The sequence below is a fragment of the Chloroflexia bacterium SDU3-3 genome, assembly GCA_009268125.1.
In the GTDB taxonomy this organism is placed as follows: Bacteria; Chloroflexota; Chloroflexia; order Chloroflexales; family Roseiflexaceae; genus SDU3-3.
Map to the genome: position 1 here is coordinate 14,443 of WBOU01000023.1, position 16,470 is coordinate 30,912.

Genomic DNA, 16,470 nt, shown 5'->3' on the forward strand with positions numbered 1-16,470 from the left:
AAAATAAGTATTTTGGTTGAATGGCATGTAGATTAATAGAATGGCATGTAGATCGACCGAAGGCCAGGGGGAAACGACCGCAGGCCGAGCAGCGCCGCCACCGCAGCTGGCGCGCCAGCGCTACCCCATGTTCATGCGCATCACCATCGCCACCGCCGCCCCGCAGGCCAGCAGCAGGCTGCACCGCCACCAGCCGTGCCACGCCGCGAAGGGCAGGAAGAATGCGCAGGCGAAGCCGATGTACATAATCAGAAGGTCTGGATCTACCCTGCTGCGCACGGTGATCGGCAGCGGCCAGAGCGCCAGCCACAGCGTGGAGTACGTGAACACGCCCAGCGTCATCAGCGCCAGCGTGGGCAGCGTGATCTGAGGATGCGTTGGCGGCGCGGGTGGCTGCGCCAGCTGCTGCGGCGAGAGATGCCGGGTCTTGCCTGTGCTCGCCTGCTTGGTACGGCCCCCGCAGTAGGGGCATGTCTCTAGTTCGCGGCGTATGCGCTGCTGGCATGTGCGGCATCTCATCGGCGTGCTCCAGGAGTAGCGACGTTTCCCCTGTGTTCTACGCGCCAGCAGCGCTAGGGTTGCACCTCGCCCGCCGCAAACCGCAGCGTGAAGGTGGTGCCCTGGCCCCTGCCCGCGCTGGTGGCCTCCACCGCGCCGCCCATCGAGGCCACCAGCGCGTGGACGATCGCCAGGCCCAGGCCGGTGCCGCCGGTGTCGCGGCTGCGCGACTTGTCGGCGCGGTAGAAGCGGTTGAACACCGCGTGCAGCTGCTCCGGCTCCAGCCCGTCGCCGGTGTCGCGCACGCGGATGACCACCTGCCCATCCTCCACCCCGCCGCTCAGCGTGATCGCGCCGTGGGCCGGGGTGTGCTGGATGGCGTTGCTGATGATGTTGTGCAGCACCTGGCGCATGCGCACCGCGTCCACCGGCAGCGGCGGCATGGCCTGCGTCTCGGCGTGCAGCGCGATCCGGCGCTCGTCGGCCATCAGCGCGAAGTCCTGCGCGGCCTCGTGGATAATCTCGGCCATGTCGGTGGGCTGGATGCTGAGCGGCAGGCGCTGGGCCTCGGCCAGGGCCAGCTCGTGCAGGTCGTTCACCAGGCGGATGAGGTGACGCGTCTGGCCGTAGAGGTTGGCGATCTCGGCCTCATCCAGCGGCAGCACGCCATCCAGTACGGCGCGCAGGTTGCCCTCCAGCACCGTCAGCGGGGTGCGCAGCTCGTGCGACACATCGGCCATCATGCTCTGGCGCAGCTCCTCGCTGCGCTGCAGCGCCGAGGCCATGTCGTTGAACGCGGCGTTGAGCGCGGCCATCTCGCGCGGCTCGCGCGCCCGCAGCGAGGTGGCGCGCACGTTGAAGTCGCGCATGGCGATCCGCCGGATATTCTCGGCCAGCTCTAGGAAGGGGTTCTGCGGCTGGTTCTTCGCCTTGTGGCCGATGAAGATGGCGTTCAGCATGATCAGCCCCAGCACCACGGCCAGCCGGGGCACAAATTCCCAGCGCAGGATGTGGCTCACCACCGCGCCGGGGGCCAGCAGATTCTCGGCGAACAGGATATAGTAGACTGGCCCCGCGATCAAGAACAGGATGGTGATCATGGCCACCACGATCCGCCAGGCGACGTTGAGGGTTTCCTTCATCGCTGCTCGCCCCCCACAAAGCGGTAGCCCACGCCGTACACGGTCTGGATATAGGTCGGCTGGTCGGGGTCGGCCTCGATCTTCTTGCGCAGGTTGCGCACGTGGGTGTCCAGGGTGCGGCCCATGCCCTCGTAGGCGTAGCCCAGCACCTTCTCCAGCAGCTCGTCGCGGGCCAGCGTGTGGCCGGGCTGGGCCATCAGCACCTGCAGCAGCTTGAACTCGGTGCGGGTCAGCTCCACCGCCGCGCCGTCTACCGTCAGGGTGTGCTGGGCCAGGTCGAGCCGCAGCCCGCCCGCCGCCAGCGCGCCGGGCAGCGCCGCGCCCTGCCCGAACTGCGAGCGCCGCAGCAGCGCCCGCACCCGCGCCACCACCTCGCGGGCGTTGAACGGCTTGGTGATGTAGTCGTCGGCCCCCAGCTCCAGCCCCACGATCTTGTCGGTGTCCTCTACCCGCGCGGTCAGCATGATGATCGGCGTGGCCGCCAGCGCCGCGTCGGCCCGCACCTGCCGCGTGATCTCCCAGCCGTCGTGGTCGGGCAGCATCAGGTCGAGCACCACCACGTCGGGGCGCTGGGTGCGCAGCAGCCGCAGGGCGTCGCCGCCGGTGTGGGCCACCAGCACATCGTACCCAGCCTGCTCGATGTAGCCCCGCAGCACCTTGGTGATCGAGTGGTCGTCGTCGACGATCAGCACGCTTGCTCGTGTGGACATGGTCTTTCCTATCGGTCTTTGTCTTGCCGCTATGTGGGTATTCTATCCGATTCGCGCATCCTGCACCGGCGGGGTTGCGCGAGAACTATATGGGTTGCTCGTCTTCGAGCCTCTTCGCGTCTCTGCGCTCTACATTTCCCAGCTCCTTGGAGCCTTGGTGGTAAACGGTTCTCGCCTCATATAGTGTCATATTCATGAGCGGGGCTTCTGGATCCGACAAAGCACACAAATGGCGTGCCATGCCATATACAAAGGATTACATCATCCAAGAGCGCTCCCTGCACATCATTTGCGCTAAACTAAGATCGCGGTCTACCTGCCCACCCATCCCATGCGGCGAAGGTGCCATTCATGTTTTGATGGCCATATGCACGAACACCAGGAGCCTGCATTCGGTATAGGAATGCTACAAATTGGGGGATCGAAGGGGGTTACACCCCCTCGCAGGGTTCCTAGGGGCTGGCCCCTAGGCGCTGCCCGCGCAGGGCATCCACCCACCAACCAAGCGGAACCGTCATCATTGAGGCTGCAGCCGGTTACCCCAACCGGGCAACGCTCCAAGCATTGCCTACGGTCGGGACGACCGCGAACCGACGCGGAGACACTCGAACCATGACACCATGTTGTCCTCCTACGCCACCGCCTCGGCGCGGAACTGCAGCGCGTAGAGCGCCGCGTAGCGCCCGCCCAGCGCCATCAGCTCCTCGTGGGTGCCCAGCTCGGCCACGCGGCCCTGCTCCATCACTACGATCCGGTTGGCCGCCCTGATCGTGCTCAGCCGGTGCGCGATCATCACCGTGGTGCGCCCGCGCATCAGTCGGTCGAGCGCCTGCTGCACCAGCTGCTCCGACTGGTTGTCCAGCGCGCTGGTGGCCTCATCCAGCAGCAGGATGCGCGGGTTCTTCAGGATGGCGCGGGCGATCGCCACGCGCTGGCGCTCGCCGCCGCTCAGGCGCGCGCCGCGCTCGCCCACCACCGTGTCGTAGCCCTGCGGCAGCCCCACGATGAACTCGTGGGCGTTGGCCGCCCGCGCCGCCGCCTCGATCTCGGTGTCGCTGGCATCCAGCCGACCGTAGCGGATGTTCTCGCGCACCGTGCCGCCGAACAGCATGGTCTCCTGCGGCACCAGGCCGATCTGGCTGCGCAGGCTCTGCTCGCTCACGTCGCGGATGTCGTAGCCGTCGATCTTCACCTGGCCGGATGTGGGGTCGTAGAAGCGCGGGATCAGGTTCATCAGCGTGCTCTTGCCCGCGCCGCTCGCGCCCACCAGCGCCACGATCTCGCCGGGCGCGATGCTCAGCTCGATCTCGCGCAGCACGGCGGGCGCTTCGCCCTCGGCATCGGCGGCCTGGCCCGCGTAGGCGAACGATACGCCCCGGAAGCTGATGCCGCCACGGATCGCGGGAAGCTCCACCGGGTGCCGGGCCTCCACCACCGTGGGCTGCTCGTCGATCAGCTCGAACACGCGGCCCATCGCGCCGAAGGCCTGCTGGGCCTCGCCGTAGACCTGGGCGATGCCGAAGCAGCTGGTGGCGATCTGGATGCCGTAGATCAGGAAGCTGGTGAGCAGCGGCAGGGTCATGCTGCCGTCGATCACCTGCCTGCCTGCGAACCACAGCACGGCGGCCAGCGAGCCGAAGCCGATCAGCATCATGCCGCTGCCAAAGCCCGCGCGCAGCGCCGTCATCCGCAGGGCCGAGCGCAGGTTGCTGGCCAGGTCGGCGGCGAAGCGCTGGTACTCGTAGCCCTCGCGGGCGAAGCTCTTCACCACGCGGATGCCCGAGATGCCCTCCTCGGCGGTCACGGTGGCGCGGGCCAGCTCATCCTGCACGCCTGCGCTCAGCTTCTCCAGCTGCTTGCCCATCACCAGCGCCAGCCCCACCACCACCGGCAGCATGCCCAGCAGGAACAGCGTCAGCGAGGTGTTCATGGCCAGCACGATCGCCAGCGCGCCCACCAGCCCGATGGTCTGGCCTAGCAGCGTGGTGGCGCTGGTCGTCACCAGCGTGCGCACCAGCGTCACATCGCTGGAGAGCCGCGAGACCAGCTCGCCGGTGCGGTGCCGCCCGAAGAAGTCGAGCGACAGCGTGGTGAGCCGCCCGTAGAGCTGGGTGCGCAGGTCGTAGACCACGCGCTCGCCGATCGAGCCGAGCGCGTAGCTCTGCACGAAGCCGCCCGCCGCCATCACCACGAACAGCCCCACCAGCCCCAGCGCAAAGCTGTTCAGCTGGCCGTAGTCGCCCTGCTCTAGCACCTGCCCGATCTGCTGGCCGATCATCAGCGGGAAGGCCAGCCCCACGCCGCTGGTCAGCAGCAGCCCCAGCAGGGCCAGCGCGATCCGCCAGCGCTGCGGCCCCAGCATGGCCAGCATCCTGCGCCACGGCGGCAGCGCCTTCGCGCCGCTGTTTGCAGGCGCGGCGGTCGGGATACGTATCAGTGTTCGCTCCATCGGTGTCTCGCTTTCGTCTCGGCCATCCGCGCCATCCGCAGGTGGGATGTGCCCAGCATAGCGGCCAATTCTCAAGACCATGTCAAGAAGACCTTGAGCAAAGTTCAAGGTTTGTGAGGGGGGCATTTACCACGAAGACGCGAAGATGCGAAGGGGACAAAGAGGTGAGCGCTACGTACCACGAAGACGTGAAGACGCGAAGGGGACAAAAAGTCATAGAAAGAGCGCTAGGCCCAGCCCTACCCACCCGGCCCATGCGGCGAAGGTGCTATTCGCGCAAACTGGCCATATGCACGAACACCAGCGGCTGGGGGATGGCACGGGAACGCTCAAAATTGCGGCTCTAAGGGGCATCGCCCTCAACAGGTGTCACTTTTTTGTGCGGGGCTTCTCGATGCGGTATATGACGAAAGAACGCGTGCCAAGCTATGCACCGCATGTGAGATTGAGAATCTCATCCACCTGGCCCATGCGGCGAAGGTGCCGCTTGGGTTTTGATGGCCATGTGCACGAACACCAGCGGCTGGGGGATGGCACGGGAACGCTCAAAATTGGGGTTCCAAGGGGCATCGCCCCTGGCGGGGGTTCCGGGGGCTGGCCCCCGGACGCCGCCCGCGCAGGGCATCCACCCACCGAACACGTATCACCGCTATCGCTGATGGGAAACACCTCGAAAAAGTGACACCATGTGAGGGCCACGACCTCTGGCGGGGTTCCTAGGGGCTGGCCCCCGGACGCCGCCCGCGCAGGGCATCCACCCACCGAACACGTATCACCGCTATCGCTGATGGGAAACACCTCGAAAAAGTGACACCATGTGAGGGGCATCGCCCCTGGCGGGATTCCTAGGGGCTGGCCCCTGTGCGCCGCCCGCGCAGGGCATCCAACTAAGCAGCAACGCGCTTGTGGATGGCGCACAAAAAACCAAGGCGCTAGGCTAGCATGCGGCGCAGCAGCCGCTCGTAGGGCTGGGCGTCGAACACCAGCTCGGGCATGTGGGTGAAGGCCACCGGCCCGCCCTCGTAGGGCTGGTAGCTCGACTCGATATCGAACGCGCGCCAGATATAGCGTTCGCCCCGCCGCTCCACAGCGGCGGTGATCGCGCCGCAGCTCAGGTGGGCGCACTCGGGGCATACCAGCAGCGCGCGCCGCCCGCTCTCCAGCTCGGGCGGGCGCTGCAGCAGCAGGTGCGCGGCGGCCTCGGCGGCCAGCCATGCCCAGGCCTCGCCCGGCCAGCCGAAGGGCGCGATGTAGTCCATATGCCCCGGCGGCGGCTGGCCGGGCGGCACCAGCAGCTCGGCCAGCCGCCGCCCGTCGATGGTGATATCGAGATACTGGCGCGCGCCGCGCCGCTGCGGGCCGAGGCCCAGCGTGCTAATGTGCTGCATGGCCCCCCCGCGCTACAGGATGCGGTACTCGTAGTCGCCGTCGTGCCAGCGCATGTAGTTCTCGTGCCACTCGATGCTCTGGCGCAGCTTGTCCACGCTGATCCCCAGCGCCTGCGCCGCCAGCTCGCAGGCCACATCTGCGCCCGCGTCGCCCACGCGGCTGCGGGCCTCCAGAAACACCCCCACCACCAGCCATGTTGATGGCTCGCCCGGCCCATGCCAGTAGTGGCCCCGCCCCTCGATCTCCTGCCCGTCGGCCACGCTGAACGTGTAGACCTGGCCGCCCGCCTCCACCGCTGCATCACGGAAGTAGGTCTGCTGTTCGCTCATTCCATGCTCCTCTGTGTGGCAATATCCCACCTTACACAAAAAAGGCCCCTGTACGGGGGAAGAACGTGCGCATATGGGCAAAATGGTGCGGAGATCGGCGGGGGCGAGAAACTCGGGGAATATTAGGAGGGGGCGAACACTCGGAGGGGATCTGCAGTGCCCATCGACCGCACGCCCTGTGCGCGTGTGGTTGATGGGCAGCGCGGTCGCTAGTCAGCCGTATTTTCTTGCGCCACAATTAGCTTCTGCAGCTCATCGCGCACGGCTAGCGCGGTGCGGCCAGTGGTCTGCGTTATCTCGGGGTGGCCCTCGACGCGGCCACGGAACTGCACGCCCATCTGCCAGATAAACGCGGCGTAGTCAATATCATTGATGCTAAAGCGATAGATCCGGCCTGCGCGGTGGACACTCTTGGTAGATTTAAACATGCTCTCTCCTCAGCACCTGTGAAGGTGGCACTATGCCGTGGCATCAGCCTATGCTGGGTAGATGATGTCTTGCTCGGGGGTGGCAGGCTGATCAGGGTGCCACGAGCGGTAGATCGACCAGGGCCACTCGATCCGCCGGAGGATGCCGTCGCAGTCGGGGTAGGCGCAGATGTGGACGGTGTGCGGCTTGGCGTGGCGCTTGCCCGATGGAGATGCGACGGTTCGCACGCTGCCGGCCAGGTAGGCGCGGTGGCAATGGCTACACCACGACCAGCTTGGGCTAAAGGCTGCGAGAAATGGCTGGGGGATGTCGGAATGCTTGATCATAACGGGTTCTCCGGTGGTCGTGGTGTGGGTGGCGCTTGCCATCAGCGGCAAGCGGTGGGGTAGCCCTGGCGCTACTTTTTGGGCGGGGCGATCTGCTTCGCGGCCTCGATCGCCCGCTTTTTCTCCGCAGCCGCTGCGGCCTCGGTCTGCTTCTGCGCCGATTTCTTGTGCTTATCTTTGGGTGATTTGTCTCCCATGGGGCTACCTCTTTCGCTTTCTGCGCACGGCGTTATAGGTGCGCGAGAAGACATGGATCTGCCCTCGGCAGCGCTGTGCACGGCGGATGGGGAGCAGCATATGATGCTGGTGGGTACGATGGCCTGCGGCGATCATGCGAGGACAAGGCATAGAACCCAGTTCGTCCATAGTTCGCAGACCGCTTGAGGGTGACTCAGGCGCTAGGCGATGATTTGGGGGCACGCAACCCGTGCTAGGTGGGCGGAGAGCAAGTGGTTACGGCTAGTATACCACGTTGCGGGAGATCGTGGTTGGCGGGGCTGCCCTGTGTGGTGCCTTCATGGCATGGGCTGGGGGACCGCTGCGGTGCCATGGCGGTAAGTGCGGCGCGCAGGTGGGCCTCGGCTGGTGGTCCGCCGAGGCCCGCGCTGGTCAGAAACATGCCCCGGCGCGCTAGGCCCGGATGCCCAGCGCCTCCAGCAGCTGGCGGTCGTCGCGCAGCGCCACCTTGGCCACCTGCACAAAATCCTCCACCCAGTCATCCAGCTCGTCGATGGCCGCATCGCGCAGCTCGGTGGCCTTCTGATTGTCGCTTTGCTCTTGGAGATGCGCGTTGTGTGCGGCGGCGAGCGCATTCACATCGGCCAGCGCGGCGGCGATGCGCTCGGGGGTGATGTTTAGCTTCGCTAGTTTTGCCATATCATCGGGCTGCTGTACGACATTCTCATAGAAGCGTTTGGCCTGCTCTATCCAAGCAAGCAGTGCACCTTTGCGCCGCCCATAGAGATCAAGAGATGCAACGGTGTTGCTGTGTTTTAATGCGACGCGGGCGAGTTCGAGGATGGGCATATAGCTCGATTTTGCCTGTTCCCAAGCAGTTTCTATTGCGGTGCTGGCAGATCGTTGTTCGCTTACCTCACGCTGCTGGATGCGCGTTAGCTCATATGCCTTATCGTAGAGTGCCTGACCAATGGACATGGCTGCGGCATCATAGCCGTTCTGGGCCAGCAGCGCAGATATAGTGGGGTTCGCTTGTGAATTGGTGATGAGGATGCGCGCTCGCTCTAGGGAGCCGAGGATGCTATTGCGACTGGGGATTGTTGCCATGCGTTGCTCCTTTTGATCATAGCCAATAGCCGTTTTGGGCCCGCTACCGTGGTCGTCTGGCCCGCTACCGTGGTCGTCTGGCCCGCTACCGTGGTTGTCTGGCCCGCTACCGTGGTTGTCTGGCCCGCTACCGTGGTCGTCTGGCCCGCTACCGTGGTTGTCTGGCCCGCTACCGTGGTCGTCTGGCCCGCTACCGTGGTCGTCTGGCCCGCTACCGTGGTCGTCTGGCCCGCTACCGTGGTCGTCTGGCCCGCTACCGTGGTCGTCTGGCCCGCTACCGTGGTCGTCTGGCCCGCTACCGTGGTCGTCTGGCCCGCTACCGTGGTCGTCTGGCCCGCTACCGTGGTCGTCTGGCCCGCTACCGTGGTCGTCTGGCTCTATTGAGTGGGAGTTGCTCGTGGCCCCGTTGGGGAGGAGGGGCGGCTGTTTCTGACAGGGGAATAGTAGCATGTCGCTAGGCAGATAGCAAGGATTCTTCGCATCCCAAAGGGGATGATCACATGTGCGCAAACATCGAGGGGCATCACCCTCACATGGTGTCACTTTTTCGAGGTGTTTCCCATCAGCGATGGCGGTGGTGGTGGTGGTGTGGGTGGATGCCCTGCGCGGGCGGCGCCTAGGGGCTAGCCCCTAGGAACCCCACCAGGGGGCATCGCCCCCTTGGAACCCCCAATGTTGAGCATTCCCGTGCTGTTACCTAGCGGCTGGTGTTCGTGCATATGGCCATCAAGACGTGAGCGGCACCTTCGCCGCATGGGCCGGGTGGGTAAGGTTGGGTGATACCTCTTTTCAGACTGGTTTGCAAGCGATGATGCGCTGTGCATGATCGGCACGCGGGTTTTCACGATGTGCCACATCCGCCGCATGGGCCGGGTGGGGCGGTGTGGACAACGATCACGCATTGCGGCATCGGGCCTGGGGCGATGTCCGCAATGATGCACAACGGGTGTAGGGGCGGACCTCGTGTCCGCCCACGCCGTAGGCATCGGCATCATCGATCACACCTCCGATGCATGCGATGCTCACGGTGCGGAGCGCATCGCCATAGGCGGGCACGAGGTCTGCATTCCCCATTTCCGATGCCTCATTCCCTCTTTTCGGCATCGGCCCGCTTCTCGTAGTAGTCGTATGTGCCATCGCTGTGGGCGGGCTGGTAGCCCGCGCGCTCGTAGGTGCGCTGGGCCGGGTTGCCGTGGTAGACCCCCAGCGCCAGGTGCGCGAAGCCCTGCGCGGCGGCGTCCTGCTCGAACTGGGCCAGCAGCGCCGCGCCCAGGCCCTGCCGCCGCCACGCGGGCGCGACATACAGCGAGGCCAGCGTGGCCGTGCCGCCCTCGGCCTGCCAGAAGCAGTGGCCCGCCGCCTGCCCCTGGCGCTCGGCGATGAACATACGCGGCAGGTTCTCGGTCCACTGGCGCAGCAGCGCGGCGGTGGCGCTGCGCCAGCGCGGCTCGGCCTGCGGCTCGATCTCCTGGATGTAGGCTAGCTCGAAGCGGTAGACGGCGGGCAGATCGGTGGGGATGGCTCGGCGGATGTGGAAGGGGCTGGTGGGCATGTGGGTTCCTTGGGATGAGCTCGGAATGCAGCGCTATGATACCGCAGCATTGGCCAGCGGCAAAGCGAGGGGCCGGGCACTGCATGTGCCCGGCCCCTCGCTTTGCCCAGAAGGGGCTTAGTCGTCGTTCTTGTGGCTCTGCCGCCCGGCCTGCTGGTGCTGCTCGCGGCTGCCGCCGCGGGTCGAGGAGTTGCCCTGGCCCTCGTCGCTATCCTGCTGGCGGGCCTGGCCGCCCTTGCGCCCGATCTCGGCCATGTGCTCGCGATCCTCGCTCACGGCCTCGCCGCCCTTGCGCCCGGCCTCGCGGGCCTCCTCGCTGGTGAACTCGTGGGCGGTGCCGCGCTCGTGGGCGGCCTGGCCGCCCTTGCTGGCGATCTCGCGCTGCTTCTCCTCGTCCATCGCCGCGAACCCGCGCTCGTTGTTCTGGTTATTCTTCTGCGCCATGGTCTCTCTCCTTTGAATGTGCGTGGCCGACAGCGTCGCCGACCTGCCGCCAAACGGTGCAGCGGGCGTGCCAGGATGTGGCCAGAATCGGGCGCTCGGCGACGAGTTTGCGCGGGCGCTCTGGCAAGGTCGCGCCTGCTTGGCATTAGGGCGGGCTGGAGCGGCATGGAACTTGCAGAGCTTCGCGCGACAAACTCTATGCAGAATAGCGAGGTCTCTATGCACGCGCCGTTATGCTGGTGGCAGCAGGGTGTCTTCTACGAGCTGATCGTCCGCTCGTTCCAGGATAGCGATGGCGATGGGAGCGGCGACCTGCCGGGCTTGATCGCGCGGCTCGACTATCTGCAGTGGCTGGGCGTGGATGTGGTCTGGATCTCGCCGATCTACGCCTCGCCCATGGCCGAGGGCGGCTACGATGTGGCCGACTACACGGCGGTGAACCCGCTCTACGGCAGCCTGGATGACCTAGACCGGCTGATCGCCGAGGCCCACGATCGCGGCATGCGGGTGATCATTGACTTTGTGCCCAACCACACATCCGACCAGCACCCGTGGTTTCAGCAGGCGCGGGCCTCGCGCGATTCGCCCCGCCGCGACTGGTACCTGTGGCAGGATGCCGGGCTGGGCGGCAGGCTGCCGAACAACTGGGTCAGCTCGTTTGGCGGCAGCGCGTGGGCCTGGGACCATGTGGCGCAGCAGTACTACTACCACGCCTTTTTGCCCGAGCAGCCCGATCTGAACTGGCGCAACCCGGCGGTGCAGGCAGCTGTGGCCGACGCGATGCGCTTCTGGCTCGATCGCGGGGTGGATGGCTTTCGCATGGATGCGATCTGGCATATGCTCAAAGATGATAAGCTGCGCGACAACCCGCCCAACCCAGGGTTCGCGCCAGGGCAGCACCCCGATGAGCGCGTGCAGTCGGTGTACACGCGCAACCTGCCCGAGGTGCATGCGGTGATCGCGCAGCTGCGGCGGGTGATGGATGCCTACAGCGATCGGCTGCTGGCGGGCGAGCTGTACCTGCCGCCCGAGGAGATGGCGCGCTACTACGGCGCGCACGCGCCCGAGCTACACCTGCCGCTGAACCTTCAGCTGACCGCGCAGACCGTGTGGACGCCCGAGGCCATCGCTGGCCTGATCGAGGCCTACGAGCGGGCGCTGCCGGTGGGCGGCTGGCCCAACTGGATGCTGAGCACCCACGACAACGCGCGCATCGCCAGCCGGGTGGGCGAGGCCCAGGCCCGCGTGGCCGCCATGCTGCTGCTGACCATGCGCGGCACGGTGGCCATCTACTACGGCGACGAGCTGGGCATGCCCAACACCGACATCCCGCCGGAGCTGGCGCAGGATGTGTTTGAGCGCATGGTGCCCGGCCTAGGCCGCGACCCTGGGCGCACGCCCATGCTGTGGGATGATAGCCCGCATGCCGGGTTCACCACGGGCCGCCCGTGGCTGCCGCTGGGCGACCACGCGGCGCGCAATGTGGCCGCCCAGCGCCGCGACCCAGGCTCGCTGCTGGCGCTCTACCGCAGCCTGATCGCGCTGCGCCGCCAGGAGCCGACGCTGGTGGAGGGCACCTACGCCACGGCCCAGCGCGACGAACAGGTGCTGGCCTACTGGCGCGTGGGCGAGCGTGGCAGGCTGCTGGTGGCGCTGAACATGGGCGGCTTGCCCGCCAGCCTGGCGCTGCCGCGTGGGACCACGGGGCGCATCCTGCTCTCTACCGCGCTCGACCGCGCGGGCGACGCCGTGGCGGAGATTGTGCACCTGCGCGGCGACGAGGGCCTGATCATCAGCTGCGCGTAGGGTGGAAACACCGCTGCGCCGCCTGCCGGGCATGGCGGGCGGCGCAGGTTGTCTAGCGCGTTTGGCCGCTGGCCTGGCTGTCCAGCCAGCGGTGCAGCGGCTCTAGCCCCAGGCCCACGCCGAACCACAGCGGCGCGTAGTCGATGCGGGTGAGCCCGCGCCAGTGCCAGCGGGTCTTGTCGCGGTAGTCCCATGGGATGTGCCCGGTCGCCCGCTGGATGAGCCACCCCGTGATCGTCTCCATGCCCATTATGCCGAGGGCGTAGATCAGGCCGCGCTGCCACCAGCGGTAGTGCTTGGCCAGCAGCCGCAGGTGGAGAGGCTCGTACAGCGGGGCGATCAGCCCGTAGATCGGGAACATCCACCAGGATGTCTGCGCCGGGAGCCGCCAGTCGATCGGGCGCTTGCGGGGGATGCCGGTCCAGATGATCTCCATACACCACCCGAGCAGTCCGTAGATACAGAATCGCAGGTTCAAGGTATCCTCTCTCTCGCCGTTCGGGCTGTTGGCTGCGCATCGGGCTGAAGCGGCGGGTGCTACATAGTGATGCCATCCGGCGCATAGAGCGCCGTTGGCCCCTGCGCGGATGGCATCTGCGGTTATAGGCTGCGGGGTTTACTGGTCGTTCTTGTGGCTCTGCCGCCCGGCCTGCTGGTGCTGCTCGCGGGTGCCGCCGCGAGTCGAGCCGCCCTGCTCCTGATCGTCGTCGCTGTTCTGCTGGCGGGCCTGGCCGCCCTTGCGCCCGGCCTCGCGGGCCTCCTCGCTGGTGAACTCGTGGGCGTTGCCGCTCTCGTGGGCGGCCTGGCCGCCCTTGCTGGCGATCTCGCGCTGCTTCTCCTCGTCCATCGCTGCGAAGCCGCGCTCGTTGTTCTGGTTATTCTTCTGCGCCATGATCCTGCTCCTCTGTGTATCGTGCCGACGGGATTGTCGGCTAATCGCTAGGCAGTTTTGCAGAGGCCGTGCCAGTGCCGGCCCTTTAGCGGCCTTCCGGTAGCGATTTTGCGGCGGGTTGATCTGCCCATGATGAAAATACGTGTGGCAGGGATGTATTTAGCCCATGCTCTGGCATGCTCCTTGCACGGGGATGCGCCCCAGTGGCTCAGCATGGTCGGAGCTACACGCACAGCATCATAAGGAGCATGAAGATGAAACGGACAACCTTCTTTGGCACGATAGCATTGGCCCTGGCGCTTGCGCTGAGCGCGTGCGGCGGTGGCAGCGGTACGAACAACTCCGGCAGCGGCACGGGCGGCGGGGCGAGCAGCACGGCCACCGGCTCGGACATGGGTGGCGGCACCGGTGGCACCACCACGCCCTAAAGCCCCTGCCTGGCGCAGGATGGGCTATCCGTCTCTCCGGTGGTAGGCCGATCTGCCACCGGAGCCGTCTTTTCTGCAGGGCAATACGCTAGAGGAAAGGAGCTGCCGTGGTCGCCTTTGGCTTTCACGCATCGCACGAGCAGTTTGCGCCCAGCCAGCTGCTGCGCTACGTGCAGGAGGCCGAGCAGGCTGGGTTCACCCGCGCGATGTGCTCGGATCACTTCTACCCCTGGAGCGTCGGGCAGGGCCAGTCGGGGTTCGCGTGGTCGTGGCTGGGCGCGGCCCTGCAGGCCACCAGCCTGCCCTTGGGCGTGGTCACCACGCCCGGGTACCGCTATCACCCGGCGGTGCTGGCTCAGGCCGGGGCGACCCTGGCCGAGATGTTCCCTGGCCGCTTTTGGGTGGCGGTGGGCAGCGGCGAGCTTCTGAACGAGCATATCACCGGCGAGGCCTGGCCGCCCAAGCCCGAGCGGAACGCGCGGCTGAAGGAGTGCGCCGAGATCATGGGCGCGCTGTGGGCTGGCGGCCATGTGACCCACCGTGGCCTGGTGACGGTGGTGGACGCCCAGCTCTACACCCGCCCGGCCCAGCCGCCGCCGCTGGTGGGCGCTGCAATCACGCCGGAGACTGCCGCCTGGCTCGGGGGCTGGGCCGACGCGCTGATCACCGTGAGCCAGCCCAGGCAGCGGCTGCGTAAGGTGGTAGATGCCTTCCGCGCCGGGGGCGGCGAGGGCAAGCCCATGTACCTCCAGGCGCATGTCTCCTACGCCAGCACCATGGCCGAGGCCCAGGCGGCGGCCCAGGCGCAGTGGCGTACCAATGTGTTCCCCAGCGCGGTGCTGGCCGAGCTGCCCATGCCCGAGCACTTCGACGCGCTCGCCGCGACGGCCCGGCCAGAGCTGCTGGGGGAGGCCATCCGCATCTCCCCCGACCTGGCCCAGCACTGCGCCTGGCTGGAGGAGGATATCGCGCTGGGGTTTGATGCGATCTACCTGCACAACGTAGGCGTAAACCAGAGCGCGTTCATCGAGGCATTTGGCGGTCGTGTGCTTTCGGAGTTCGACTGACTGGCGGTGAGGTGGCCTATGCAGCCAGCCATAGCGGTGGCCCGCATGGGCTGGAGATAAAGCCATGAGCGATCGCGCGGCCATGCGCCCGGTGCCCTTCCCCACAGCGGCGGGCCTGTTCCTAGGGATGGGCATCGGGGGCTTCTTCGACGGGATTGTGCTGCATCAAATCTTGCAGCTGCACCATCTTCTGAGCAGCGCGGGCTACCCGCCAACCAGCGCGGCGAACCTCAAGTTCAACATGCTATGGGATGGTCTGTTCCATATGCTGACCTACATCTTCGTGATCATCGGCCTGGGGCTGCTATGGCGGGCTGCGCGGCGCGCCCATATCGCATGGTCGGGGAGGCTGTTGGGCGGCACGCTGCTGATGGGCTTTGGTCTCTTCAACCTGGTGGAGGGGGCGGTTGACCACCACATCCTCGGCATCCACCATGTGAATGAGACCGCGCCGCCTGCGCAGTGGCTGTACTGGGATGTGGCGTTCCTGATCTGGGGTGCGCTGATGCTCGGGGGCGGCTGGGCGCTGTGGCGCGGCGTGCCTGCCAGCTGACAGCCTAGGGCTGGTAGGGGCCGATCGCCGCGGTAAGCTCCTGGCGGAACAGGCCGAAGACCTCGGCCAGCGCTGCGGGCGTGTAGTGGGCGTTCAGGCCGCTGGGGTTGGGCAGCACCCACACCAGCGTATCGCCTAGCGGCTGGGGCTGGCGGCCCAGCTGGGCCTTGGGCTGCTGGAAAGCAGTGCGGTAGGCCGTGATGCCCAGCACAGCCAGGGCGCGGGGCTGATACTGCGCCACCTTGGCCCGCAGCGCCTCACCGCCCGCCACGATCTCGGCGGGCGACAGCTCGGCGGCAGTGGCGGTGGTGCGCGCGGCGATGTTGGTGATACCAAGGCCGTAGTCCAGCAGCTCGTGCTCCTCGGATGGGTGCAGCTGGCGTGGGGTGAAGCCCGAGCGGTGCAGCGATGGCCAGAAGCGGTTGCCGGGGCGCGCGAAGTGGTTGCCGGTGATCGCCGAGTACAGGCCGGGGTTGATGCCGCAGAACAGCACCCACAGGTGCGGCTGGATGATGTCGCTGGTGCCCTTGCCAGCTGCGGCCTGCAGCTCGTGGGCGCGGGGCGTGCTTCGTTTTGCCATAGTGTTATGCGAGCGCGATCTGAAACAGCGGCAGCGTGCGGCCTGGGATGCTGGCCGAGGGCCGTGTGCCCACCAGCGCCGCACCCATGCGCTCATAGAAGGGCGCGGCGTGCGGGTCGGCCTGGATGATCATGGTGCGGTAGCCGAGCGCGGCGGCAGCGCTGCGGGCGTGCTCGAACAGCCGCCGCCCCAGCCCCGCGCCGATGTGGCTGGGCGCGAGGAACAGGGCATCGAGCTCCACCTCGCCGCCCTCGGCGGGTGCGAGCGTGGCGAACCCGGCGAGCAGATCGCCATCCCACAGGCAGAAGGTGGGGCGGCTGGCGATCTGCTCGGGGGATATGGCCAGCTCCGCCGCGCAGGCTGCCATGAAGGCCGCGTCGTAGCCCCAGTGCGCCTTCGACGCTAGGGCGATGGCGCTGAGCGTCGTGGCATCCTCGGGGCGAGCGGGGCGGATGCTGATCTGGCTGGCTGGATTTGGCATGGCCGCATTATAGCATGGCCGTCGGGGCCGATTGGGCGGCGCGTGGGCCAAGCGCAAGGCCTATGCGCTCTCGATCCGGCAGTGTTTTTACCACCAAGACTCCAAGACACC

18 protein-coding genes are annotated in these 16,470 nt (G+C 66.7%); 3 read left to right on the forward strand and 15 right to left on the reverse strand.

Going from position 1 to position 16,470, the window contains the following annotated elements; genetic code table 11:
- Positions 1-120 precede the first annotated feature (120 nt).
- The 11 genes from F8S13_25390 to F8S13_25440 form a co-directional block, all read right to left on the reverse strand.
- Positions 121-519 carry a hypothetical protein gene (locus F8S13_25390; protein KAB8140016.1) on the reverse strand — a complete coding sequence of 133 codons (399 nt, stop codon included), beginning with the start codon at positions 517-519 and terminating at the stop codon, positions 121-123.
- Positions 520-572: 53 nt separating this feature from the next.
- On the reverse strand, positions 573-1,640 hold the full coding sequence (locus F8S13_25395) for a hypothetical protein (GenBank protein KAB8140017.1): 1,068 nt from the start codon (positions 1,638-1,640) through the stop codon (positions 573-575).
- Positions 1,637-2,350 carry a response regulator transcription factor gene (locus F8S13_25400; GenBank protein KAB8140018.1) on the reverse strand — a complete coding sequence of 238 codons (714 nt, stop codon included), beginning with the start codon at positions 2,348-2,350 and terminating at the stop codon, positions 1,637-1,639. Before F8S13_25400 ends, F8S13_25395 begins: the two co-directional genes overlap by 4 nt.
- A gap of 631 nt (positions 2,351-2,981) precedes the next feature.
- Positions 2,982-4,721 (reverse strand): ATP-binding cassette domain-containing protein, encoded by a 1,740-nt coding sequence (locus F8S13_25405; protein ID KAB8140077.1) that lies wholly within the window; start codon positions 4,719-4,721, stop codon positions 2,982-2,984.
- A 1,010-nt stretch (positions 4,722-5,731) separates the two neighbouring features.
- Positions 5,732-6,187 carry a hypothetical protein gene (locus F8S13_25410; protein ID KAB8140019.1) on the reverse strand — a complete coding sequence of 152 codons (456 nt, stop codon included), beginning with the start codon at positions 6,185-6,187 and terminating at the stop codon, positions 5,732-5,734.
- A 12-nt stretch (positions 6,188-6,199) separates the two neighbouring features.
- Positions 6,200-6,517 carry a hypothetical protein gene (locus F8S13_25415; GenBank protein ID KAB8140020.1) on the reverse strand — a complete coding sequence of 106 codons (318 nt, stop codon included), beginning with the start codon at positions 6,515-6,517 and terminating at the stop codon, positions 6,200-6,202.
- Between the two features lie 209 nt (positions 6,518-6,726).
- The gene (locus tag F8S13_25420) at positions 6,727-6,945 is read right to left on the reverse strand and encodes a hypothetical protein (GenBank protein ID KAB8140021.1); all 219 of its coding nucleotides are present in this window, start codon (positions 6,943-6,945) and stop codon (positions 6,727-6,729) included.
- Positions 6,946-6,993: 48 nt separating this feature from the next.
- The gene (locus F8S13_25425) at positions 6,994-7,272 is read right to left on the reverse strand and encodes a hypothetical protein (GenBank protein KAB8140022.1); all 279 of its coding nucleotides are present in this window, start codon (positions 7,270-7,272) and stop codon (positions 6,994-6,996) included.
- 630 nt (positions 7,273-7,902) lie between these two features.
- Positions 7,903-8,556, reverse strand: coding sequence for a hypothetical protein (locus F8S13_25430; protein KAB8140023.1), 654 nt, complete (start codon positions 8,554-8,556; stop codon positions 7,903-7,905).
- Positions 8,557-9,640: 1,084 nt separating this feature from the next.
- Entirely contained in the window at positions 9,641-10,108 is a 468-nt protein-coding gene (locus tag F8S13_25435) for a GNAT family N-acetyltransferase (GenBank protein KAB8140024.1), read from the reverse strand.
- 117 nt (positions 10,109-10,225) lie between these two features.
- Positions 10,226-10,552, reverse strand: coding sequence for a general stress protein (locus F8S13_25440; protein KAB8140025.1), 327 nt, complete (start codon positions 10,550-10,552; stop codon positions 10,226-10,228).
- Between the two features lie 219 nt (positions 10,553-10,771).
- Between F8S13_25440 and F8S13_25445 the strand changes: the two genes are divergently transcribed.
- The gene (locus F8S13_25445; protein ID KAB8140026.1) at positions 10,772-12,358 is read left to right on the forward strand and encodes a DUF3459 domain-containing protein; all 1,587 of its coding nucleotides are present in this window, start codon (positions 10,772-10,774) and stop codon (positions 12,356-12,358) included.
- Between the two features lie 52 nt (positions 12,359-12,410).
- Here F8S13_25445 and F8S13_25450 read toward each other — a convergent pair whose 3' ends face one another.
- Entirely contained in the window at positions 12,411-12,836 is a 426-nt protein-coding gene (locus F8S13_25450) for a hypothetical protein (GenBank protein ID KAB8140027.1), read from the reverse strand.
- 138 nt (positions 12,837-12,974) lie between these two features.
- A complete protein-coding gene (locus F8S13_25455) occupies positions 12,975-13,250 on the reverse strand; it encodes a stress-induced protein (GenBank protein ID KAB8140028.1) in 276 nt (91 codons plus the stop codon).
- Between the two features lie 535 nt (positions 13,251-13,785).
- Here F8S13_25455 and F8S13_25460 point away from each other — a divergent pair.
- Together F8S13_25460 and F8S13_25465 are read left to right on the forward strand one after the other, a co-directional pair.
- A complete protein-coding gene (locus F8S13_25460) occupies positions 13,786-14,745 on the forward strand; it encodes a TIGR03885 family FMN-dependent LLM class oxidoreductase (GenBank protein KAB8140029.1) in 960 nt (319 codons plus the stop codon).
- A 64-nt stretch (positions 14,746-14,809) separates the two neighbouring features.
- Positions 14,810-15,298 (forward strand): DUF2243 domain-containing protein, encoded by a 489-nt coding sequence (locus F8S13_25465; GenBank protein KAB8140030.1) that lies wholly within the window; start codon positions 14,810-14,812, stop codon positions 15,296-15,298.
- A gap of 4 nt (positions 15,299-15,302) precedes the next feature.
- Here F8S13_25465 and F8S13_25470 read toward each other — a convergent pair whose 3' ends face one another.
- On the reverse strand, positions 15,303-15,878 hold the full coding sequence (locus F8S13_25470) for a G/U mismatch-specific DNA glycosylase (GenBank protein ID KAB8140031.1): 576 nt from the start codon (positions 15,876-15,878) through the stop codon (positions 15,303-15,305).
- Between the two features lie 4 nt (positions 15,879-15,882).
- A complete protein-coding gene (locus F8S13_25475) occupies positions 15,883-16,338 on the reverse strand; it encodes a GNAT family N-acetyltransferase (protein KAB8140078.1) in 456 nt (151 codons plus the stop codon).
- Positions 16,339-16,470: the final 132 nt, after the last annotated feature.